Source organism: Pediococcus pentosaceus, from assembly GCF_001437285.1.
GTDB classification, from domain to species: Bacteria; Bacillota; Bacilli; order Lactobacillales; family Lactobacillaceae; genus Pediococcus; species Pediococcus pentosaceus.
Genome location: NZ_JQBF01000002.1, coordinates 31,539 through 54,823 on the forward strand (window position 1 = coordinate 31,539; position 23,285 = coordinate 54,823).

General features: G+C 36.3%; 20 protein-coding genes. 16 read left to right on the forward strand and 4 right to left on the reverse strand.

Annotated features, from left to right (window positions below):
- Window positions 1–140: 140 nt before the first annotated feature.
- The 8 genes from argS to IV86_RS01970 all read left to right on the forward strand — a co-directional run bounded on the left by argS (window position 141) and on the right by IV86_RS01970 (window position 10,778).
- Complete coding sequence (argS, locus tag IV86_RS01935; protein ID WP_011673194.1) at window positions 141–1,829, forward strand: arginine--tRNA ligase; 1,689 nt, start codon at window positions 141–143, stop codon at window positions 1,827–1,829.
- A gap of 265 nt (window positions 1,830–2,094) precedes the next feature.
- A complete protein-coding gene (locus IV86_RS01940) occupies window positions 2,095–2,766 on the forward strand; it encodes a Crp/Fnr family transcriptional regulator (RefSeq protein WP_011673195.1) in 672 nt (223 codons plus the stop codon).
- 22 nt (window positions 2,767–2,788) lie between these two features.
- Window positions 2,789–3,247: an arginine repressor gene (locus tag IV86_RS01945; protein WP_002833770.1), complete on the forward strand. Its 459-nt coding sequence runs from the start codon at window positions 2,789–2,791 to the stop codon at window positions 3,245–3,247.
- 108 nt (window positions 3,248–3,355) lie between these two features.
- Complete coding sequence (locus IV86_RS01950; RefSeq protein ID WP_002833771.1) at window positions 3,356–5,503, forward strand: PBP1A family penicillin-binding protein; 2,148 nt, start codon at window positions 3,356–3,358, stop codon at window positions 5,501–5,503.
- Window positions 5,504–5,567: 64 nt separating this feature from the next.
- A complete protein-coding gene (locus IV86_RS01955) occupies window positions 5,568–5,912 on the forward strand; it encodes a YlbF/YmcA family competence regulator (RefSeq protein ID WP_002833772.1) in 345 nt (114 codons plus the stop codon).
- 114 nt (window positions 5,913–6,026) lie between these two features.
- Window positions 6,027–7,250, forward strand: a complete 1,224-nt coding sequence (locus IV86_RS01960; RefSeq protein WP_002833773.1) for a metallophosphoesterase family protein — start codon at window positions 6,027–6,029, stop codon at window positions 7,248–7,250.
- Window positions 7,240–9,816 carry an ATP-binding protein gene (locus tag IV86_RS01965; protein ID WP_055126179.1) on the forward strand — a complete coding sequence of 859 codons (2,577 nt, stop codon included), beginning with the start codon at window positions 7,240–7,242 and terminating at the stop codon, window positions 9,814–9,816. Before IV86_RS01960 ends, IV86_RS01965 begins: the two co-directional genes overlap by 11 nt.
- Before the next feature lie 14 nt (window positions 9,817–9,830).
- A complete protein-coding gene (locus IV86_RS01970; protein ID WP_002833775.1) occupies window positions 9,831–10,778 on the forward strand; it encodes a 3'-5' exoribonuclease YhaM family protein in 948 nt (315 codons plus the stop codon).
- A gap of 40 nt (window positions 10,779–10,818) precedes the next feature.
- Here IV86_RS01970 and IV86_RS01975 read toward each other — a convergent pair whose 3' ends face one another.
- From IV86_RS01975 to IV86_RS01985, 3 genes are all read right to left on the reverse strand, one after another.
- A complete protein-coding gene (locus IV86_RS01975; RefSeq protein WP_002833776.1) occupies window positions 10,819–11,706 on the reverse strand; it encodes a peptidylprolyl isomerase PrsA in 888 nt (295 codons plus the stop codon).
- 106 nt (window positions 11,707–11,812) lie between these two features.
- On the reverse strand, window positions 11,813–12,178 hold the full coding sequence (locus tag IV86_RS01980) for a hypothetical protein (RefSeq protein WP_002833777.1): 366 nt from the start codon (window positions 12,176–12,178) through the stop codon (window positions 11,813–11,815).
- A 2-nt stretch (window positions 12,179–12,180) separates the two neighbouring features.
- Complete coding sequence (locus tag IV86_RS01985; protein WP_002833778.1) at window positions 12,181–12,612, reverse strand: HIT family protein; 432 nt, start codon at window positions 12,610–12,612, stop codon at window positions 12,181–12,183.
- A gap of 137 nt (window positions 12,613–12,749) precedes the next feature.
- Here IV86_RS01985 and IV86_RS01990 point away from each other — a divergent pair, with 137 nt between their 5' ends.
- The 3 genes from IV86_RS01990 to trmB are packed head-to-tail and all read left to right on the forward strand — an operon-like array spanning window position 12,750 to window position 15,333.
- Window positions 12,750–13,487, forward strand: coding sequence for an ABC transporter ATP-binding protein (locus IV86_RS01990; protein ID WP_002833779.1), 738 nt, complete (start codon window positions 12,750–12,752; stop codon window positions 13,485–13,487).
- Complete coding sequence (locus tag IV86_RS01995) at window positions 13,480–14,679, forward strand: ABC transporter permease (RefSeq protein WP_056979321.1); 1,200 nt, start codon at window positions 13,480–13,482, stop codon at window positions 14,677–14,679. Before IV86_RS01990 ends, IV86_RS01995 begins: the two co-directional genes overlap by 8 nt.
- 15 nt (window positions 14,680–14,694) lie before the next feature.
- Complete coding sequence (gene trmB, locus IV86_RS02000; protein WP_011673202.1) at window positions 14,695–15,333, forward strand: tRNA (guanosine(46)-N7)-methyltransferase TrmB; 639 nt, start codon at window positions 14,695–14,697, stop codon at window positions 15,331–15,333.
- A 56-nt stretch (window positions 15,334–15,389) separates the two neighbouring features.
- Here the strand turns inward: trmB and IV86_RS02005 are convergent, their stop codons facing one another.
- The gene (locus IV86_RS02005; protein WP_002833783.1) at window positions 15,390–15,716 is read right to left on the reverse strand and encodes a PepSY domain-containing protein; all 327 of its coding nucleotides are present in this window, start codon (window positions 15,714–15,716) and stop codon (window positions 15,390–15,392) included.
- 82 nt (window positions 15,717–15,798) lie between these two features.
- On the opposite strand from IV86_RS02005, the gene ytpR reads away from it, so the two are divergent.
- The 5 genes from ytpR (at window position 15,799) to polA (ending at window position 23,276) form a co-directional block, all read left to right on the forward strand.
- On the forward strand, window positions 15,799–16,431 hold the full coding sequence (gene ytpR / locus IV86_RS02010) for a YtpR family tRNA-binding protein (protein WP_002833784.1): 633 nt from the start codon (window positions 15,799–15,801) through the stop codon (window positions 16,429–16,431).
- 13 nt (window positions 16,432–16,444) lie between these two features.
- Entirely contained in the window at window positions 16,445–18,361 is a 1,917-nt protein-coding gene (locus tag IV86_RS02015) for a DNA translocase FtsK (RefSeq protein WP_056979322.1), read from the forward strand.
- 41 nt (window positions 18,362–18,402) lie between these two features.
- Complete coding sequence (gene murC, locus IV86_RS02020) at window positions 18,403–19,713, forward strand: UDP-N-acetylmuramate--L-alanine ligase (protein WP_002833786.1); 1,311 nt, start codon at window positions 18,403–18,405, stop codon at window positions 19,711–19,713.
- Between the two features lie 101 nt (window positions 19,714–19,814).
- Window positions 19,815–20,513 (forward strand): Bax inhibitor-1/YccA family protein, encoded by a 699-nt coding sequence (locus IV86_RS02025; RefSeq protein WP_056979323.1) that lies wholly within the window; start codon window positions 19,815–19,817, stop codon window positions 20,511–20,513.
- Window positions 20,514–20,612: 99 nt separating this feature from the next.
- Window positions 20,613–23,276 (forward strand): DNA polymerase I, encoded by a 2,664-nt coding sequence (gene polA / locus IV86_RS02030; RefSeq protein WP_002833788.1) that lies wholly within the window; start codon window positions 20,613–20,615, stop codon window positions 23,274–23,276.
- The last annotated feature ends 9 nt before the right edge of the window (window positions 23,277–23,285 follow it).

The window sequence follows — 23,285 nt, forward strand, 5'->3', positions numbered from 1 at the left end:
TTGAAGGCGTGACCTTATGGATGCTAATTTAATAAATAAGTGGATTATTTAATCAATTAGAGTGGTACCGCGGGAAATCTCGTCTCTTACATTTTTACGAATGTAAGGGGCGTTTTTTATTTCGCAGAATGGAGGAAAAAATGGATTATAAGAAGAAAGTTGCTGCTGCTTTAGCACCTGCACTAAACGAGTATCTTACTGATACAGAAATTTACGAAAAAATTGAAATTCCTAAGGAAAGTAAGATGGGTGATTACGCCTTTCCAACCTTTACCTTAGCTAAGGTATTGCGCAAAGCACCACAAATGATTGCGAGTGAATTGGTTGAAAAGATTGACCAAGATCAATTTGAAAAGGTTGAAGTTGCTGGACCATATATTAATTTCTTCCTTGACAAGACTGCTTTTGGAGCAGAAGTTTTAGGTACAGTTTTAAGTCAAAAAGCTGAATATGGTCAAAATGACGATGGTAATCAAGGAAATGTTCCAATTGATATGTCATCTCCTAACATTGCTAAACCAATCTCAATGGGACATTTACGGTCAACAGTAATTGGTAACTCATTGTCATTAATTATGAGTAAAAATGGGTACAATCCAATTAAGATTAACCATCTTGGAGACTGGGGAACTCAATTTGGTAAGTTGATCACAGCTTACAAGCTTTGGGGTAGCGAAGAGGAAGTTAAAGCAGATCCAATTAACAAGTTACTTGAATACTATGTTCGTTTCCATAAAGAAGACCAAGAAAAACCAGAACTAGACGACATTGCTCGAGACTGGTTTAAGAAGCTTGAAGATGGTGATGAAGAAGCCATGAACCTTTGGCAATGGTTCCGTGAAGAATCGCTAAAATCGTTTAAGCAAATTTATGACAAACTAGGAATTACATTTGATTCATATAAGGGTGAAGCTTTCTACAACGATAAGATGGATGAAATTGTCCAAATTCTTGAAGACAAGGGTCTGCTTAAAGAAAGCCAAGGAGCTCAAGTAGTTGACTTAGAGAAGTACAATTTAAATCCAGCATTAATTAAGAAGACGGATGGAGCAACCCTTTACATTACTCGTGATTTAGCTGCTGCTTTGTATCGTTACCGGACTTATGATTTTAACCAATCATTGTATGTTGTTGGTGCTGAACAAACTAACCATTTCAAGCAACTAAAGGCTGTTTTAAAGGAAATGGGCTTCGATTGGTCGGATGATGTACATCATATTCCATTTGGTTTAATTACCTTGAATGGTAAAAAACTTTCAACTCGTTCAGGTCGAGTTGTATTGCTGGATGAAGTTTTAAATGATGCGGTTAGTTTGGCTAAAAAACAAATTAACGATAAGAACCCGGATTTAGCCAATGCAGATACTGTAGCTAAAGAAGTCGGGGTCGGTGCGGTAATCTTCCATGATCTTAAGAATGAAAGAACTAATTCATTTGATTTCAATCTAGAAGATGTTGTTCGTTTTGAAGGGGAAACAGGACCTTACGTTCAATATAGTCGAGCTCGTGCTGAAAGTATTTTGAGAAAAGCTGGCGATGTCGAAGAATTCGCTCAATTAAATATTACGGATCCTAAAGCTTGGGATACTTTGAAAGCTCTTCAAGATTTCCCTAATATTGTGAAGCGAGCAGCTGCTCAATATGAACCTTCGGTAATCGCTAAGTATGCCCTAGGTTTAGCAAAGGCCTTCAACAAATATTATGCTAACTCTAAAATTTTGGCTGACGATGAAGAAAAAACAGCTCGTTTAGCATTGGTTAAGAGTGTAAGTATTGTACTAGAAGAATCCTTACGCCTATTAGGAGTAAAAGCTCCTGACGAAATGTAATAACTGAACTAATTTTAAAATAAAAAAGTGAATATTTCGTAATTTATAAATGAGGACCGCGTTCAAAATGATGTTTTTTGGACCGGTTTTTTATTTTCTCATAAAATACTCATAATTTTAATCAAGATAGCGCTTTACAAATGAACTACACCTTTTTGGACCTAAACTACACGATTTGGACTAAAAATTACATATTAAATTCTGTTTTTGATTCCGTTAGACTGTTTACATCATCAAAATCAAACTTATTTGGAGGAATTTAAACATGGTAAATAATCAGTTGGAGTTAGAGGTTAAGAGTTTCTTAGAAGGACAATCAGATTTTGCTAACTTACCTAGTTCGGAAATTACACGATTGAGTCAGGTGATCAGAAAGAAAAAAATTCGCCAAGGACAGTGGATTTTTGATCAGGAGGATGAATTTGAATATGTATTTTTGATGAAGGAGGGACACGTTAAATTGTTTTCGATGAATCTAGAAGGGGACATGACTTCTGTCTCATATATCGTTCCGCAGATGGTTTTTCCACTGCGAGGGATCTTGCAAGGCCGAAAATATTGCTATAATGCAGTTGCAATGTGTACCTCAGAAGTTTACATTTTACCCATCAAAGAGATGCGTAAAATTATTGTTCATCATTACGCTTTTACGATGGCATTTATGAGACGGATGGAGCACCGCCTTCACCGTTCAGAAAAACTATTAGAAAAAACAACGTGTTCTAGCGCAGCTCAACGGGTGCGTCAGGTATTAGATTATTTAAATGAAGACTATGCGCAGACGCATGGTACTGTTAAGAAGGTACCTTTTAAAATATTTTTGAAAGATTTGGCGGTTTTGAGTGCCACTACGAGTGAAACTGCCGGATCGGTAATTAAAGCAATGAAAGAAGAAAAGAAAGTGCTGTATAATAATAAAATAATTTCGTTTATATAAATATTGAGCGGAGCGTGAAGATATGAAAAAAGAATTACGTCAGAAAAAAATATTAAATTTAATTTCTAAAAAAAATATTGCAACTCAACTAGAATTAATTGATGCACTAGCAGAAATTGGTATTAAAACCACGCAAGCAACGTTATCTAGAGATATTAAAGAGTTACATCTAGTTAAAAAAACAGATATTACAGGTGAGGTCGCTTATCGAGTTTTAAATGCAGAAGAACAAGTTGAATATAATAGTGGACCCGTTCGCGATATTTTTAAGGAAAGTGTAAATGGTATTACACAAGTACAATTTATTAATATTATCCAAACTGATCCAAATGACGGTAGTCGGGTAGCAGCGGTAATCGATGACGCAGAAATTGATGGAGTTAAGGGAACATTAGCCGGGTATGATACACTGGTGATATTTAGCGCAGATGCTGAAGCGGCCGAAGCTTTGCATCAGAAGTTAAAATCATTTTTAGAATAAAATAGGTTATTAAGACGAAGTTAAAAAGGGCAATCAACCTCGGTAGAATAACATTGATATGATAAACTATTAAAGTATCGTAATCAGCAACGAGGTAAATGTATGAATATGAAAAAAATAGGGAGTGCGATTAAAGCATTCTTACAAAAGATTGGTGCATTTTTAAAACCCGTGTGGGATAAAATTCACCCGTTCATCCATAAGTACTGGCACAGATATCAGCTTACGCGATGGATTATTGTAGTAGTTTTAGCAGTTGTATTTTTCTCAAGTGCGATTTTAACTTATCAAGCGAAGACTGCTAATGTAAAAAATTTAAAAGCAGCTTTATCCCAGCCTACTTTAGTTTATGATAAAAATAATGCTAAAGCTGGAAGTTTATATTCTCAAAAAGGAACCTGGACAAATCTAGATAATATCTCACCTAACGTTCAAAATGCCGTAATTGCGACGGAAGACCGAAACTTTTATAAGGAATATGGTTTTTCAATTAAGGGAATCGGTAGAGCGTTTGTGATGTACGGGGTCAATAAATTACTTGGTCGAGATTATATATCTGGTGGGGGAAGTACTTTAACCCAACAATTAGTAAAAAATGCCTTTCTATCACAGCAACAGACCTTTACTAGAAAGGCTAAAGAGTTATTTTTATCAATTGAAGTTGAAAATGTTTATTCAAAAAAAGATATCTTAGCAATGTACTTGAATAACGCCTATTTTGGAAATGGGGTTTGGGGAGTACAGGATGCTGCTGAGAGGTATTTCGGGGTCAGTGCTTCGGAACTATCGGTTCCCCAAGCGGCAACCTTGGCAGGGATGCTGACTAATCCGAGTGGCTATAATCCGATCGATCATCCAAAAAATGCCTTTTCACGCCGTAATGTAGTTTTAAGTTTGATGGCGGAAACCGGTAAGATATCCAAGGCCGACGCCAAATCCTATGCTCAAACAGCTATCTCAACCAGTGATAATTACAATAGTGAGGACGGTTATAAGTATCCATACTACTTTGATGCAGTAATCGATGAAGCCATTAGCAAGTATGGATTGACGGAGTCGGATATTATGAATCGCGGGTATAAAATTTATACGTATCTGGATCAGGATAGTCAGCAAGGTATGCAAGATACTTTTGACAACTCCGCTAATTTTCCGGTTGATGCTACAGATGGTACTAAAGTACAGGCTGCATCTGTTGCAGTAAATGCCAAAAATGGTGGTGTAGAAGCGGTAGTTGGTGGTCGTGGTAATCATGTCTTTAGAGGCTATAACCGAGCTACCCAGATTAAACGCCAACCTGGCTCAACCTTAAAACCTATTGCAGTTTACGCCCCAGCTTTAGCGAGTGGATATAGTTATAGTTCTATGTTAGAAGATAAACTTCAAACATATGGAACTAATAAATATAAACCTGAAAATTACAATAACGAATATGCAGGAAAGATTGCGATGTACCAAGCACTTGAACAAAGTAAAAATGCGCCTGCGGTATGGTTATTAAATAAAATTGGTGTAGATAAGGGTTACGATTACACCAAGAAATTCGGCTTAAACCCAAGCAAAGATGATAAGAACCTAGCGATGGCTCTTGGTGGATTGACGAATGGTGTATCGCCAATTCAACTAGCTTCTGCTTATACTGCATTTGCTAATAATGGAACGTTGTCGAAGACTGGATTTATTCGCAAAATTGTAGATGCTTCTGGAAATACGATCGTAAATAACACCACGGAATCCAAACGAGTTATTTCAAAAAAGGTCGCTAAAGAAATGACCAGTATGATGTTAGGTGTTTATGGTGACAGTTCTGGCACAGGTTATGGGGCAGAACCTTCTGGTTATACAATTGCTGGTAAAACAGGTAGTACTGAAGCAGATACAGGAACTAGTTCATCAGATGCAACCCGTGACAAATGGATGGTAGGATATACAAAGGATGTTGTAGTTGCTACTTGGGAAGGGTTTGATGACACAAACAAGACCCATCATCTGGAAAATATTACGGGAGTCGGCATGAATAGTATGTTCAAGAGTGAAATGAGTGCCATTTTACCAAATACGAAAGGTACTTCATTTGACGTTAAATCAGCTTCTACTCTAGCTAATAGTGGAAACAATGTTACATCAAACGTTTGGGACAATATTGAAGACGGAACTTCTTCCATCACAGATAGTATTTCTCGAGGAGCTAGTGGGGTCAAAGAGAAAGCGGGAGAATTCTTCAACGAAGCTAAAAAGTTCATTACCGGGAATTGATTTTTATATTAAAAACAAGGCCTAAATGATATAATTAAGATGTTAATTTCAGAGGAGGCGTACTATGGCTGTAAACATTTATGATACTGCAAACCAAATGGAACAAGAAATTCGCCAAACAAGTGAGTATAAGAGCTTGCAAGAAGCTTTTGCTGAAGTACGAAAAGATGAACATGCTAGTGCGTTGTATAGCAAATTTCAGGATGTTCAGAGTAATCTTCAACAAAAACAAATGAACGGTGAAGAACTAACCGAAGAAGAAATCAAAAATGTTCATGAAATTGCAGATCAAATTGAAAAAGTAGATTTGATTAAGGATTTAATGGATAAAGAACGTAATATGAACCAATTATTTAGCGATGTTAGTCAAATCATCGTTAAACCAATCCAAGAATTATACAAAAACTAATTAATTGCACGTGACAATCTTTTTGTTATGACGCTGTGCTATAAAAAATTGGGACTGTAAGACAAAAAATGTCGCAGTCCCATTTTTTAGTTTCTGGGAAAGTAGAGGAAAAATATGAAATTTATTCATGCGGCTGATATCCATTTAGGGAGTCCGTTTCAAGGATTAAAAAATATTCCGGCTAACATCCGTAAACGCGTGGTTAGTTCGACCGGAGTGGCCATGAAAAACTTGGTTCAGGCAGCCATTGAAAATACAGTGGACTTTGTCTGCATTGCGGGGGATTTATTTGATAATCCGGAACCGGATTTGGAAACTTTAAACCTTGCCATCGATCAACTAGAAATTTTAAATGCTGCAAATATCCCAGTATTTCTAAGTTATGGGAATCATGATTATCTTAATGCTAAAATACCTGGAGTAATTTTTCCGGATAACGTAAGTATTTTTGGAGAAAAAGTTGAAACCAAACAAATAACGTTGGTAGATGGATCAACGGTGGATATAACAGGCTTTAGTTATAATAAACGCGCAGAAATTAATGCTCGGATTGAGGAATATCCTAGCAAAAATAACCAAGCTGATTTCCAAATTGGAATGTTGCATGGAAGTATGGACGGTCTAAAATCGAGCGAAGCCCACTACGCACCTTTTACAATTTCACAATTGTTAGCTAAAAACTATGACTATTGGGCATTAGGGCATATTCATAAGCGACAAACTTTAAATGATATGCCGGTCATTGCCTATGCGGGAAATACTCAGGGACGTCATATTAATGAACCTGGACCCCGTGGGATAAGTCTAGTTACCATTAACCAACAAAAGCAAACTGACGTCCAATTCTTAAGAACCGATGTTGTAGAATGGACTAATGTAGCAGTTCAAGCGCAAAAAGGGATGGATTTACAACAAATTATTTCAGCGATCATTCAAGCGGTCGAACCTTTAGCAGCGCAACAACTTAAATTAGTTAATATTAACCTACAGAATAGTAATGTTTTAACACCAGAAATTTTAGATGAACTTACCAGCGGAATTGTTTTAACTCAAATTCAAAAACAGTTAGACCAAGAGGTATTTTGGGTTTATCGAATTTCTTTGAAGGTTAATAATAATATTCGGATTTTTTCAGAATTAGACCAAGCATACTGGGAAAAAGCGACCGCCAATGTTTTTAACGAAAAAAAAGTTCAAGAAAAGCTCGGCAGGTTAATGGAACTTGATTTTATAGCAGAAACCTATGGAAATGATTTAGAACTTAACCCGTTGAAAGACCAAGTTGAACTAATGTTGAAACAACGGAATGCTCTTGGAGACGAACGCGATGAAAATTAATAAGATTGAGATTTATGGATTTGGAAAATGGAATAACGTTATTTTCGATTTGAAACAAGATTTGCAAGTTTTTTATGGTTTGAATGAAGCTGGTAAATCAACGCTAAGACAATTTATCTATAGTATTCTATTTGGTTTTGCTGGTGGACGTGGTAATCATAAGTATTTACAATATGTACCTAAAAAAGCACAAGGTGCAGCAGGGTACGGAGGCAATTTGGTAGTAGAATATCAAGGAAAAACTTACCAAATTGAGCGAATTAAAGGTAAAAATGGTGGGAAAGTAAATGTTAAAAATATGGATGATGGACTCGAAATGAATCCAGAATTTTTAACAGAGATGCTTGGCCCCATTGACCAAAATGCTTACGAACGGTTGCTGGGATTTAACCAGAGTGATTTGGACGACTTCAATGATTTAGGCAACCGGGATGATTTACGAAGACATATTCTGCGAATGGGCGCAGTCGGAAGTGATGAGTGGATTAAGCTCGAAAACGACTTAAAAAAGGAAGCGGATAAGCTTCATACTGCCAGTTCTCGAAAACGAGACCTAGATCTTAAAATCAAGCAATATAAAGAAGCTGTTGATCAGCTTCAAGCTGATAAGGCCAAACTACCAGATTATCAGGTAACGAAAGACTTAGAAGAAGCCAGTCAACAAAAGTTGCAGCAAGTTCGGTCGGAGATTGCAAAATTAAATACTAAAATTACTGAAACCAATAATTTGATTAATACGTGGCCTACATATTCAGAAACATTGGATTTAAAGCAAAAGCTGCAAGATATCCCCGAAGCATACTTGAATTTAGATTTGAATCAGTTGGAAGTTTTAGCCAACCAGATACGTGAAAATCAGAATGAACTTCGTAATTTACAAAGTCAGCTAGAGGATTTACCAAATGAGAAAAACAATGTAATTGATATAACTAAATTAGACGAACTACAAAGTAAGCTACCAGAAGTAAAATTGAATTATGGTCAGTTAGAGGACTTGAAACATAGATTCAATCGATTGAACCAACAACTTGAAGAAATTCAAGCGCAGTATCAAGTTGACCTTGGTAATCTTAAACCCATGCCAGAAGGTCAATTTGTTAAATTAAAGGACTTATTGTTAAAGCAGAAACGTAAGAATGCGGATATTAATCAACTTAAAACACAAATGTTAGAAACTACGGGAAGTCGTTCAACGCATACGAATTCTAATTCCAATGTAGTAATTGGCGCAGCCGCGGTACTGGTCGTAATTGATTTTTTAATCCCATTAAACTGGTTATTTAAGTTAATTTTGCTAGCAATAATTATTGGTGGTGGATATGGTTTAACCCATGCTAAATCAGCTGACAATGTTAAGCCTGATGAAGAGAGTTTAGAAGATGTTTTGAAGCGGGATGAAACCGAAGCTGAACAAATTAAAACCGCAATCAAGCAAATTGGTGATAAAACAAGCTTCAACGCATTTCCAGTGGAAGATTGGGTAGCATTACAATCTAACTTGTTGAATTACCAGCATTTGGTTAATGAAATGAGCGAATTAAAGGGACACTTAACGCAAGTCGAAGAACAGCTTGACACCTTTTGGAAATTCAGTGATGGAATTCTCCCAGTGGATGAACATCGAAAAGAAACTCTACAAACTTTGTTCGAGCAAGTAAATGGAATGGTTGAGCAAGATCGAAAGCAACAAAGTATCAGCCAACAGCGTCAATTACTTAATAAGAGTGTGGCAGAACGGCGCGCTGAGCTAGATAAATTGCAAATTCAATTTAAACAGCTTAATGGACCGGAAATTAATGCTGATTTTGATGATTGGCTTAAGCAAGTTAGATCAGCCCAACATTTAAATTTAAGATTAAATACTTTATTAGAATCTAACCAAGTTAAGTTTTTTGACCAACTACAACAATATGCAGATTTAACAAAATTGCAGCAACTTCAAAACGAACAGGAACAAAAGCTAGCCGAGTTTAAACAAGCTGAGCAAGATATTTTAGACCAACGTGCTAATCAACTAGGTGAACTTACGGGCCTTAAGAGTAGGGTAGACATCCTAGCTGAACAACAGTTACTATCAGAACAAGAAACTGAAATTAAAGATTTGGTTTCAGAATGGTTAACTTTACAGCTAGGTGCTGAATGGGTCGATCAAACACTAGGGGTGGCAACTAAGGGACGTTTACCGGTGATCCTTGATAAGGCAAATGAGTACTTTAGACAGATAACTAATCAACGCTACCAAAAAATCGAATTTGATAAAGATGATATGATTAATGTAACGGATGAAGCTGGAAACGTATTTGAAATTGGTGAGCTGTCGAAAGGTACAATGGAACAACTTTATATTTCAATTCGGTTTGCCTTTATGCAAGCTTTTGCGGATACGGTAAGATTACCAATTATCATTGACGATGCTTTTGTAGCGTTCGATGATGTTCGTTTACGACAAGCCTTTAGTTTATTAAAAAAAATTGCAGAACAAACTCAAGTTATTTATTTTTCTGCCAAGAAAGAAGTTTACGACTTAATTGATGACCAAAAAATTATTAATTTAAATGAAAAATAAAAGGGGGAGATATTTTGACGAAAAAAATAACCGAATTTCAAAATGATGAAGAAATGGAATTATTTGTCTTAATCAAATCTGCGGAAAAGCGGGTGACCAAAGCTGGAAAAGATTTTATTTCGATGAAGTTTCAAGATCGATCTGGAGACATTCACGGAAACTACTGGGATGCTAAGGAAGAAGATTTTAAAAATTTCCAACCTGGGCGAGTAGTTCTTCTAAGAGGAAAAAGAGAAACTTATAAGAATGCTCCACAAGTAAAGATTATGGCGATGCGTTTAGCTACCGATGAGGAACCAAACAATCCTACTGCTTATACTGAAAAAGGACCGGTTTCAGCTGAAAAATTGCGAGAAGAATTTACACAATTGATGTTTGAAATCAACAATCCAGATTGGAATCGAGTGGTTAGATATTTATTGAAGAAGTATGACCGCGAATTTTTCAGTTTTCCAGCAGCTAAAACTAACCATCATGCTTTTGAGGGTGGTTTGGCTTTCCACACACTTTCAATTGTTAATTTAGCTAAGTCGGTTGCTGTTCAATATGAACAAGTAGATCAATCTTTATTAATTGCGGGAGCCATCCTACATGATCTAGGTAAAACGATTGAATTATCAGGGCCCATTGCAACTCAGTATACGGTTGAAGGCAATTTGTTAGGGCACATTGTCATTGTCGACGAGGAGATTGTGGAAGCAGCTAAGGATTTAAAAATTGATCCGAGCTCTGAATCAATGGTGGTATTAAGACATATGATTGTTGCTCATCATGGTTTGAAAGAATATGGTTCACCAGTTGAACCGCACATGCTGGAAGCAGTTATTTTACACGCATTGGACGAACTTGATGCTGAAATTCAAATGGTATCTGGAGCTTTGAAAAATACACAACCTGGAGCTTTCAGTGAACGAATTTTTGGTATGGATGGACGTAATTTTTATAAACCAGAAAGCAAATAAAAAAGATGAACGAGAAATCGTTCATCTTTTTTATTTAGCATTATTTAGTACTTGAGCTAGCAGAGCTACCAAGGTAATCGTCAAGAACATTCTTAAGGTCTTTGTCCTTAATAGTTACGTTACCCTTCTTAAGAACTTTAGTGATTACACTACGTAAGGTTGTGCTATCGCTCATATCTGCATTCCAGATACGTTCTTTAAGTTCTTTAGTATGGTCAGACATCTTACCCTTAGATGGTTTGTTAATCATCTTAATCACTTGGTAACCATATTCAGTTTTAACTGGTGTAGTTGTATATTTACCTTCATCAAGCTTGAATGCAGCTTTTTTGAAAGAAGAGTCCAGTGTTGAGTTTGTGTCATCAAAGGCAGCAATTTTACCACCCTTATTCTTAGTTGAAGAATCAGTTGAATATTGCTTAGCAAGTTTAGTGAAATCTCCACCATCGTTAAGCTTCTTGATAACATCTTCAGCAGTTGATTTTTTAGAAACTAAAATCTGAGCCACTGTAACCTTTGGTTCATAAGATTTCCATTCTTTCTTAAGGTCTGCATTTGAAATCTTATCGTTAGCTTTAACGGCTTCTTTCAATAGCAGGTTAGAACGAATCTGAGTCTTCAAAGAAGAAGTTGTCATACCATTAGATGAAAGGATGCTCTTAAATGATGATCCATATTGATCCTTGTATGAGTTGTATTGCTTAGTAACCGTCTTTTTAGAAACTTTATCACCATATTGTTTTTCTAAAACTTTGTTGACGATCATTTCTTGAAGAACTTGCTTACCACTAGTAGTGTTCTTCAAGCTGCTGTAGTATTCGTCTTGAGTGATTTTACCACCCGATGTTGTAGCAACCGTCTTATTTCCACATGCTGCTAAGGTAAATGCCATTGCAATACTGGCAAAACCAATTAAAACTTTTTTCATTACAATCTACACATCCTAACAATTTAATTTGTTAAATACAAAACCTATCATACCATACCTAAATGGATGATAATAAAACAACTTTAATCTTTAGAAAAAGTTTTAATCATTTTCTTTTTTTATCCAAGATTTGGTCTTGTAAATGATCAATTTCGCTATTTATGTGTTTTTTTAGTTCATTAATTTTTTCAATGCGAGGGTCGAGTTTATATTCAAAGCGATCCACCGATTTAGTAATTTGGTTGACCGTTCGCTCAGCTTTTTTTAATTCAACTTGGAGTTGAGCCGAGTTAGCCTTTAAACTTTGAAGTGAGTCAACAAATTCACTTAAATTGGTAAAGTATTCCTTCATCGATATTTTAAAATCACGGATGAAATGGGGATGGTTAAGAAGATATTCGACACCTTTAAAACCAGCCCAAGTTCCGATGGACCACTTTAACCATGAATGCTTCTTAGTTTTTTTTGCCATAATTAATCACCTAAACGATCAGTAATCTTTTTTTGGATTTTTTGAAGTTCCTCAGAACTGTATTTATCGGTGTTATCAGTAAAGGTCATGCTGAAACCATCATCCTTGGTATAACGTGGAATCAAATGGAAGTGAGAGTGGAAGACACTCTGATAGGCTAATTCGCCGTTATTATTAATCACATTCATGGCTTTAATGTCAGGATTGCTAGCCTTGATGGCCGTCGCAATCTTAGGAATTCTGGAGAAGACGTCTGCTGCCAGCTGGGAATCATAGGCAAAAAGATCGGGAACATGTTTTTTAGGTACCACCAAAGTATGTCCAGGTGTTACTTGAGAAATATCAAGAAATGCTTTAACTACGTCATCTTCATATACAGTATAACTAGGAATATCGCCAGTAATTATTTTACAAAATACACAATTTTCATCCATTATTTCTACCTCCAATTTATAATTAATTATACATGAAAAAGGAGGGAATGTATCATCATAGCAATATGGTTAAAGACCGATATGTTATAATTTATGGAGATTTTCAAAATCTTTTTTAGACGATTGGGGATTTAAATTTGACACTATCAATTGAGCACTTAACGGGCGGTTACACACAAACGCCAGTCATAAAAGATATTAATTTTGAAGTTAAAAATGGTGAATTACTAGGATTGATTGGTCTAAATGGAGCAGGAAAATCAACTACAATCAATCATGTCATTGGATTAATGCGTCCTATGAAGGGTAAAATTATTTTAGATGAAATTGATTTGGAACAGAATCCTACTCAATATAAAACCAAGCTTGCGTATATTCCGGAATTACCTATTTTATATGATGAATTGACGTTGAAGGAACATATTGAACTAACGATTAAGGCTTACGAAATGAATTCAGAAAAGGCATGGCAGCAAGCTCATAAACTTTTAAAAACCTTTCGATTAGAGAATAAGCTAGACTGGTTCCCAGCTAATTTTTCAAAGGGGATGCGTCAAAAGGTGATGATTGTTTGTGCCTTTATTACTGACGCAGAATTATTTGTAGTCGATGAACCTTTTCTAGGATTGGATCCGCTAGCAATTGATGACCTTTTAAAGGTGATTAATGAAAAAAAGCAACAAGGAGCTTCCATTCTAATGTCTACGCATGTCTTAGACACCGCTGAAAAGTATTGTGATCGCTTTGCTCTCTTAAATGAAGGTGAATTAAAAGCGGTTGGAACGTTAGCTGACTTTCAGAAACAATTTAATTTACCGAACTCTAGTTTAAATGATATTTATTTAACAATTGCTAAGGGTGAGCGCGATGAATGAGTTATGGAACAGTCGAACTAAGCAATATCAAAAAATGGTCATGCGATATTTAAAATATGTATTGAATGATCATCTGATTTTAGCGTTGCTATTTTTCGGTGGTGGAATTGGTTTAGCATATTCGAATTGGTTAAAAGAAATCCATCCAGGAACCTGGTATATCAAACCTTTAGTTTTAATTGGAGGCGTTTTGCTAACTTTACTAGGTAACCCTGTCCTCCTACTAAAGCTGCCGGATAAAGTTTTCTTGGTTCCTAAAGAAAAAGATATTCATCAATATTTAGGGAAATCGGTCAAAAGATCATTAATCTCAGTGGTATTGCCAACTTTGATTGGTAATATTATTTTATTTCCATTGTTAGCATTGGAATATCACCATGTTGAAGCGGCGGTAGCCATTACGGTTACTATTTTCTTGGGAAGTATGGCAAATGTCTTGAGAAAATATCAAGCTCTATACTTTGATACCAGCCTTTCACAAATGTGGTTTCATTTGGTAGTGATGTTGATTGCTGTAGGACTAGGTGTTTGGTTTAGTCCGATGGGTGGATTAATATTAATGGCGATTAATTTGATTTTTAGAGTTGTACTTTTGAATCAGGTTTTCAAAACTAAGCGGTTTAACTGGAATTATGCAATTGACTTAGAGAATAGTCGAATGCAGCGCTTGTATCATTTCTTCAGCTTGTTTACCAACGTCAAGCAGGTTGGTGCAGAAGTTAAACGTCGAAAATATGCGGATGGCTTGGTTCATATTTTATCTGGGAAACCAACCTTGTTTACTTATTTATATCCTAGAATAATGATTCGGAGCGGTAATCAAGGGAGTTTGATGTTACGTCTATTACTATTAGGGATGGTTATTGAAGGTTATAGTCAGCAGATTCCGTTAAAGGTAATTGTTGGTGGACTAACAATCTATTTAATGGTTATCCAAATGGTAGACATTTATCGTCCCGTTCACGAAAATGTATTTATTAAGATCTATCCTGTTAGCCCAGATGCAGCAGAAAAAGACTTGTTATCTGTTATGAAAAGAATCATACTTATAAGCGCGATATTTTTAACATTAATTGGACTGATAAGTAACTTATCATGGAACTTTTTAGTTGCATCGGTGGTAACACAGGGGATTGTTGCAGTGATTTTACTCAAGTGGTTCATACCACGTTATATAAAAAAATTAAATTAAATTTAAGAGGTAATTATGCGAGTTAGAAATAAACCATGGGCACCGGAGTTAATCGAGGCTCATCCAGAAAAGATTGTTGAAAAGGGCCAAGCGTTCAAGGGTCAATGGAACCAGCGGTTTGAAAAAGAACAACCAATTTTTATTGAAGTAGGAACGGGTAAGGGTCAATTCATTATTAATATGGCCAAAAAATATCCTCAATACAATTTTATTGGAATTGAAATTCAAAAGACTGTAATTGCCATTGCTTTAAAAAATGCTTTGGAGGAAGAAATTCCCAATTTGCAATTCTTATATGCTGATGGCGCTGAACTTACGGATTATTTTGAAGATGGTGAGGTTTCCAAAGTTTTCCTTAACTTTTCAGACCCATGGCCTAAAACACGTCATGAAAAACGCCGGTTAACCTTTAAGACTTTCTTGAAAGTTTATGAACAAATTTTAGTTAAAAATGGGGAAGTTGAATTTAAAACGGATAATCAAGGATTATTCGAATATTCACTTTACAGCCTTAATAACTATGGAATGACTTTTGAAGGCGTTTGGTTAGACTTACACAATAGTGAAGAAAATGAAGATAACGTTGAAACTGAATATGAACATAAATTCAGTGCTAAAGGCCAGCCAATTTACAAATTAAAAGCACATTTCTAAAGTGAAAAATAAAAAGAGTCTGAGGATTTTTCCTCAGACTCTCTATTAGTTTGCTATTATCGACGATAAATATCGATAATGGTACCAGTATAGGCATCTGCGATAAATTCGTACTGAATAAGTTCATTGTTTTCGTACTTGGTGATTCCACCATAATAAACTGAAGCTTTAAGGCCATAGCGATTAAGAGGAGACGGCTTTGATTCAATCCAAGCGCCCTCAATGGGGCCATCGTCTTCAAAAGAACGTCGTACCCGAGCTAAGGCAGATTGTGGTCTTATTTTGCGGTGTTCCTTGATTTGATATGTAACTAATGAACCCAGCGCAAAAGTTCCGATTGCGGTAAGCGTTAAACCGAGTAATGCAGATGATTTAGATGACATGAAACCACTTCCTTTTCTACTAATTCTAACATTAGTAAGAAGGTTTTGAGAATTAAAAAGTATATATTTTAAGGAGAAAATAATGTTAATTGCTAGTTATAATAAAGAAACCATGGGAGATATCCTAATTACGATGATTCGTCCAGATGCTGAGGAAGCAAAAATTGAACAAAAAGGCTCCGTAGTTCGAATTGCCGATGCTAAAACAAATGAAACCACCGGTTTTAATTTCTTAAATGTTAGCGAAATTTTTGAAATCAATGGTAAGGGTCCCATTACTTTGACTCAAGAACAAGTAAAGCAACTTAATGCCACATTATCTGCTAATGGTTTTGAAGCTGAATTAGTAGCAGATGAACGTCCAAAATTTGTCGTGGGTTACGTGAAATCAACTAAACCACATCCAGATTCAGATCATTTGTTAATTACTGAAACTGAGGTGGATAATGGTGAAACTTTGCAAATTGTTAGTGGTTCACCTAATATGACCGACAATATCAAGGTAGTAGTAGCTAAGGTGGGAGCAATCATGCCAGATGGAATGATTATTTGGCCAGGCGAACTTCGTGGCGTTGAAAGTAATGGAATGATTTCCTCTGGAAGAGAATTGCATTTAAATAATGCACCTCAGAAGAAGGGAGCATTAATTTTACCTGATGATTTCGTTGTAGGTGAAGCATTTGATTTTGAAAAAGGTAATCATATCTTTGATTAAAGAAGGGATTTAGATGGTTAAATATGATGGGCCTGCTTTTTTTCGAAAAAAAGGCGTAGATTTTAATAATCCAAGTTTAAATATTCAAGAAGACCAAACTTCGAAGTTAAAAAATGAGGATTTTACCCCTGCTATTAAACGGCGTAAACAGGTTCCAGAGACCATTTCCCAAGCAAAATTATCGCAGGCGATAGATCCCATCCAACCAACGTTGGCTAAAGATACACCTGAACCAACTAAACAAGTGGTAGAGAAAACTGAGCATCGACAGCCTCGTTTTAGAATGCCCCGTACAAAATATGAGGCACCGAAACGTCCAGCAAAGGTTATGCATGAAATTAAGCATCGACACCAGCTTGAGAAAAGTCATCATGAACTTGATGAAAATATTACACCGGTGATAGAAAAAAACGTACCGAAAACGATGGTTGAAAAAGCTGTCCCAATTGAAAATAATAATCACTTTGAAGAGCAACCGCTGGAAGAAAATCCAAGGCAGTCATTTGAACGAAGTGAAACTAATGAATTCGGGTATCAATTTCCAAGTTTGAATTTATTACCTAATCCAGTAATTGACACTGATAATACGGACGAGTGGGTTAATGATCAAATTCAAAGATTGAATGATGCCTTATTAGCGTTTGATGTTGATGCTGAGGTTGTAAATTGGACTGTGGGTCCAACGGTAACTCAATTTGAAATTGAACTCGGTCGAGGAGTTAAAGTCAATAAAATCACGAATTTAACGGATGATTTAAAGCTGCAGTTAGCAGCTAAGGATATTCGAATTGAGGCTCCAATTCCTGGTAAAAATACCGTGGGGATTGAAGTACCTAACTTGCATCCTCGACCAGTGCCTTTAAGTGAAATTATTAGTTCAGATAAGTTTAAAGCAAGTGAGTCACCATTAACCGTGGCTTTGGGAGTTGATTTGTTTGGTCAACCTCAAACTTATGATCTTCGCAAGATGCCGCATGGTCTGATTGCTGGTGCCACTGGTTCTGGTAAAAGTGTTTTTATTAACAGTGTTTTGGTGTCGTTGTTATACAAAGCGACTCCTCAAGAGTTGAAACTACTATTAATTGATCCCAAGACGGTTGAGTTAGCGCCATACAATGGACTGCCACATTTGCTTGCTCCAGTTATTTCAGATCCTAAGGCCGCAGCGGCTTCTTTAAAATGGGTTACCAAAGAGATGGATGAGCGTTATGAAAGACTGGCGGCTGCAGGTGCTCGCAACATTGAGCAATATAATAAAAAGGCCGAAAAAGCCCAAGATTACGCCAATAAAATGCCGTACATTGTAGTTATTATCGATGAATTAGCTGATTTAATGATGGTTTCTTCTTCAGAAGTACAGGATTACATTGTACGAATTACGCAAAAAGCACGGGCAGCTGGGATTCATCTATTGATTGCAACCCAGCGACCTAGCGTGGACGTAGTAACCGGATTGATTAAAAATAATATTCCAACAAGGGTAGCGTTTATGGTATCCAGTCAAGTCGATTCAAGAACAATCTTGGATCATTCAGGGGCAGAGCGACTCTTAGGAAGAGGAGATATGCTGTTCCTTGGAAATGGAAAGAGTAATCCGGTTCGTCTACAAGGGGCCTTTATTGATGAAGAAATCGATGACATTACTGATTTTGTCCGAGCACAGGCTGCGCCACAATATACTTTCAATCCTAATGAGTTGAAAGTCCAAAGTGAAGAGTTGGATAGCGAAGACGAATTAATGGATAATGTACTTGAATTCTTAGCGGATGAGGAAACTATCTCAACATCTAAATTACAGAGAATGTTTTCAATTGGATACAACCGAGCAGCAACCATTATGGATCAACTTGAGGCTTCAGGATATATTTCGGAAGCTCGTGGTTCAAAACCACGGGAAGTTTTTTATGATGGAAACAATAACGAAGTGTAGTGTGGTAAACTAAAAACAATTTAATTATAGGAGTGGTAAAGGTGGATAAAGATTCAACTTATTATTTTATCGGTATTAAGGGGTCAGGGATGAGTTCCCTAGCACTTATTTTGCATGACGAGGGATACAAAGTAGAAGGATCAGATATTGAGCAATATACCTTTACACAAAAGGGCTTAGAAGCTGCTGGGATTAAGATATTACCTTTTGATCCAGCCAACCTACGTGAAGGCTTGACGGTGATTGCTGGAAATGCATTTACTGATGAACATCCTGAAATTAAAAAAGCTAGAGCAATGGGTCTAAAAGTAATTCGTTACCATGAACTTCTGGGACAAATGCTAGACAAATATACTAGTATTGGTGTTGCAGGAACGCATGGTAAGACTAGTACAACAGGATTGCTTGCTCACGTTTTAAGTGGTTTAGACAAGACTAGTTATTTAATTGGTGATGGAACCGGTAAGGGTATTCCAGATGCACGATTCTTTGTTTTTGAAGCTGACGAATATCGTCGTCATTTTATTGCATACCATCCAGACTATATGATTATGACTAACGTCGATTTTGATCATCCAGATTATTATAAGGATCTCGCCGATGTTGAAAGTGCCTTCCAGCAGGTTGCCGATCAAGTTCATAAGGGAATCTTTGCTTGGGGTGAAGATGAAAGCCTTCGTAAAATCAATACATCTGTTCCAGTTTACTATTATGGAACTAAGGAAAATGATGACTTCCAAGCTACCAATATTAGTCGAACAACCACGGGTTCTGAATTTGATGTAATCCATAAGGGTGAAAAGTTAGGTCGATTTACAATTAACCTTTTTGGTGAACACAATGTGCTAAATTCCTTGGCTGTAATCGCAGTAGCATACTTTGAAAAAGTTGATTTGGACCTAGTTCAAAAAGAACTTTTAACTTATCAAGGTGTTAAACGTCGTTTCTCTAAGGAAGCAGTTGCTGATAATATTTTAATTGATGATTATGCACATCATCCATCTGAAATTAAGGCGACATTAGATGCAGCTCGCCAAGAATTTCCTGATAAAAAAATTGTTGCTGTTTTCCAACCACATACTTACTCAAGAACTGCCGCTTTGATGGATGGCTTTGCCAAGAGTTTAAGTTTAGCTGATCAAGTTGTTTTAACTGAAATTTTTGGTTCTGCACGTGAAGATGCCGGGGCTGTTTCATCACAAGACTTAGCAGATAAGATTGGTAATAATACCAAATTGATTCATCAAGATGATTTATCGGCTATTAGTGATTTACACGATGCGGTATTGGTTTTTATGGGGGCCGGAGATATTACTAAGTACGAAAATGCTTATAAGGCATTATTTAAATAATTATTAAGTTTTGATTTGTTTGACTAATTTTGACCTATAACATTAGCCATTTGGGTAGCTTCTTGTTACAATGTGGTAAATAATCGAATGGGGGAATTAGATTGGATCAAAGACCAAATGTTATTAATACAGAAATAGGATTAAATCGATTTCTAACAAAGATGTACGGATGGATGGCAGCTGCTGTAGCCTTCTCTGGAGTGATTGCTTACCTAGGAACCACAATCTGGCGACCAGCCGTAATGACTTTCCTTTCTCAAGGAAGAATGAGTATCTGGGTAATTTTTATTGCTTTGTTCTTGTTTATGATTTTTGGACAAAAGGCGGCCTTGCAGAATCCAACGGTTAGTTTCTTAATGCTATTTGCCTTTTCGGCATTCTTTGGAATTACGTTGTCGAGTGTCTTTATGCTTTATAGTACCGCTACTATTGCGGGGGCATTTTTCTCAGCAGCATCGGTTTTCATTGTAATGAGTGTGATGGGAGTAACCACAAAGCGTGATCTATCAAGGATGGGTAACCATTTAATTGCGGCATTGATTGCGATGGTGGTAGTTTTAGTGATTAATTTATTCTTCCTTCACAGTTCAGCCGTAACTTTCTTCTTCTCAATTATTGGAATTGTGATTTTTGCGGGTTTGTCAATGTATGATACTGCAACTATGAAACGTCTTTACCTGAACTATGGTGACCAAGTTTCTGAGACTGGACTTGCAATCCAAGGGGCATTTAGCCTATATCTAGACTTTATTAACCTCTTCCAATACTTCTTAACTATTTTTGGATGGAATCGAGACTAAATAAAAATTTTATAAATACAAATAAACCGAAGGTCAATCTTTTTCACGTTGACCTTCGGTTTTTGGTATCATTAAAGAGGATAGAAAACGGAGGAAATTATGGCAAAAGATAAACTTTTATTGATTGATGGAAATAGTATTGCTTTTCGGTCTTTTTTTGCGTTACATAATTCTTTAAGTAAATTTGTAAATAAAAATGGATTACATACTAATGCAATCTTTGGTTTCAACAAAATGTTAGATAGTATTTTAGAACAATACCAGCCGACAGCGGCCTTGGTGGCCTTCGATGCTGGTAAAACCACTTTTAGAAATGGAAAATTTGATAATTATAAAGGTGGTCGGTCTAAAACACCACCTGAACTATCAGAGCAAATGCCTTATTTACGTGAATTACTTACAGGATATGGAATAAAATCTTACGAGCTTCCTAATTATGAAGCTGATGACATTATTGGAACACTTGCTAAAGAAGCTGAAGCCCAAGATTATGCGGTAGTTGTGGTTACGGGAGATCGTGACTTAACCCAATTGAGTAGCGAAAAAACAATCGTCGCCGTTACGAAAAAAGGGGTAAGCGAAGTAGAAGAGTACACACCAGCGTATGTCGAAGAAAAATTAGGCGTAACACCTAAACAAATTATTGACATTAAAGGCTTAGCTGGAGACACATCGGATAATTATCCTGGAGTAACTAAAGTTGGTGAAAAGACGGCCATTAAGTTGTTAAAACAATTTGATTCATTGGAGAATTTGTATGAGCATCTTGATGAATTAAAACCTAGCAAGATGAAGGAGCATTTGATTGAAGATCGAGACAATGCTTTCATATCAAAAGATCTAGCAACTATTAGACGGGATGCACCGATAGAAATTAGTCTCGATGATGTGCAGTATGCCGGTATTAACGAAGAATATTTGAGAGAATTTTACCACCAAATGAACTTTAAGTCCTTTTTAAGTAAATTAGATCAAACGGCAACTCAAGATGGAGTTGAGGCCGTGAAAAAAGAGGTTGTTTTTAACGTTTTAAATAAGGACAACGTGGAACAACTCCAATCATTAAAAGGTGAAATTGATTTTTATTTGGAAATGTTGGACAAAAACTATCATTTGTCTGATTTTACGGGATTTGTGATCGGAAATGCCGATAACATTTGGGTTAGTGATGATGTAGAACTGTTGAACAATTCAAAAATCAAAGCTATTTTGGAAGATCCCAAAATTAAGATAAATGTATTTGATAGTAAGCGGACGTATGTTGGCTTACATCGACTAGGGATTAAGCTAACGGCGGTTAACTTTGATATATTGCTTCAATCGTATTTGTTAGATACTAATGATAATTCTAATGACCTAGGTCAACTTGCTCATGAGCATGATTACGATGCGATTGATACAGACGATGATGTTTATGGCAAAGGCGCTAAGCGTGCGGTTCCAGAGCAAACAGAATTGTTTAACCACCTTGCACGTAAATTAGCAGCTATTAACTTTTTAGGTAAACAATTGGACCAAGAATTAGTAAAAAATGAACAAAATAATTTATATTGGGATATTGAATTACCACTCGCAATTGTATTAGCCAAGATGGAAATTAGCGGTATTAAAGTTGACCGCAACCGCTTAAATCAAATGCAAAGCGAGTTTACTGAACGCTTAAGTGAAATTGAAACCAATATCTACAACGAAGCGGGAGAGGAATTTAATCTTAATTCGCCCAAGCAACTCGGAGTAGTGCTGTTTGAAAAGTTAAAATTACCAATCATTAAGAAAACTAAAACAGGGTATTCAACTGCGGTAGACGTCTTAGAGAAATTACAAGGCGAGTCACCAATTATTGATAATATTTTGAACTACCGTACGCTTTCAAAAATTAAATCAACTTATGTTGATGGGCTTTTAAAAGTAATTCATACGACTGATGAAAAAGTGCATACAACCTATGTACAAACTTTGACCCAAACGGGCCGACTATCTTCCATTGACCCTAATTTACAAAATATTCCGGTGCGCATTGAAGAGGGTAGGAAGATTCGCCAAGCCTTTGTTCCAGCTCGTGAAGGGTGGCATATTTTATCATCGGATTACTCACAAATTGAATTACGCGTATTAGCACATATTACAGGTGATCAGAATTTACAGGAAGCATTTAAAAATGGCGAAGATATTCATGCTACAACTGCAGTTAAAATATTTGGATTAAAGGATGCTAGCGAGGTAACTCCTAATATCCGACGTCAAGCTAAAGCAGTTAATTTTGGAATTGTGTATGGTATCAGTGACTATGGTTTGTCCCAAAACATTGGAATTTCTAGGAAAGATGCCAAGAAATTTATCGAAACATACTTTAAGGAATTTCCTGGTGTAAAAAAATATATTGATGAATCAGTTCAGTTAGCTAAAGAACAAGGCTACGTAGAAACAATTGCGCACCGTCGACGTTACTTACCAGACATTAATTCGTCTAGCTTTAATTTACGTTCATTTGCGGAAAGAACCGCTATGAATACGCCTATTCAAGGTAGTGCTGCTGATATTATTAAGATTGCGATGATCGATATGGAAAATGAATTAGAAAAGCGTAACTTGAAGAGTAGAATGTTACTCCAAGTGCACGATGAATTGATTTTTGAAGTTCCGGATGGAGAAATGACGTTAATGAAAGAATTAGTACCGAAGGTTATGGACTCAGCAGTTAAATTGGATGTTCCACTTAAAGTTGGAGCAGCTTGGGGAAATACGTGGTACGACGCTAAATAACGGGGGAGA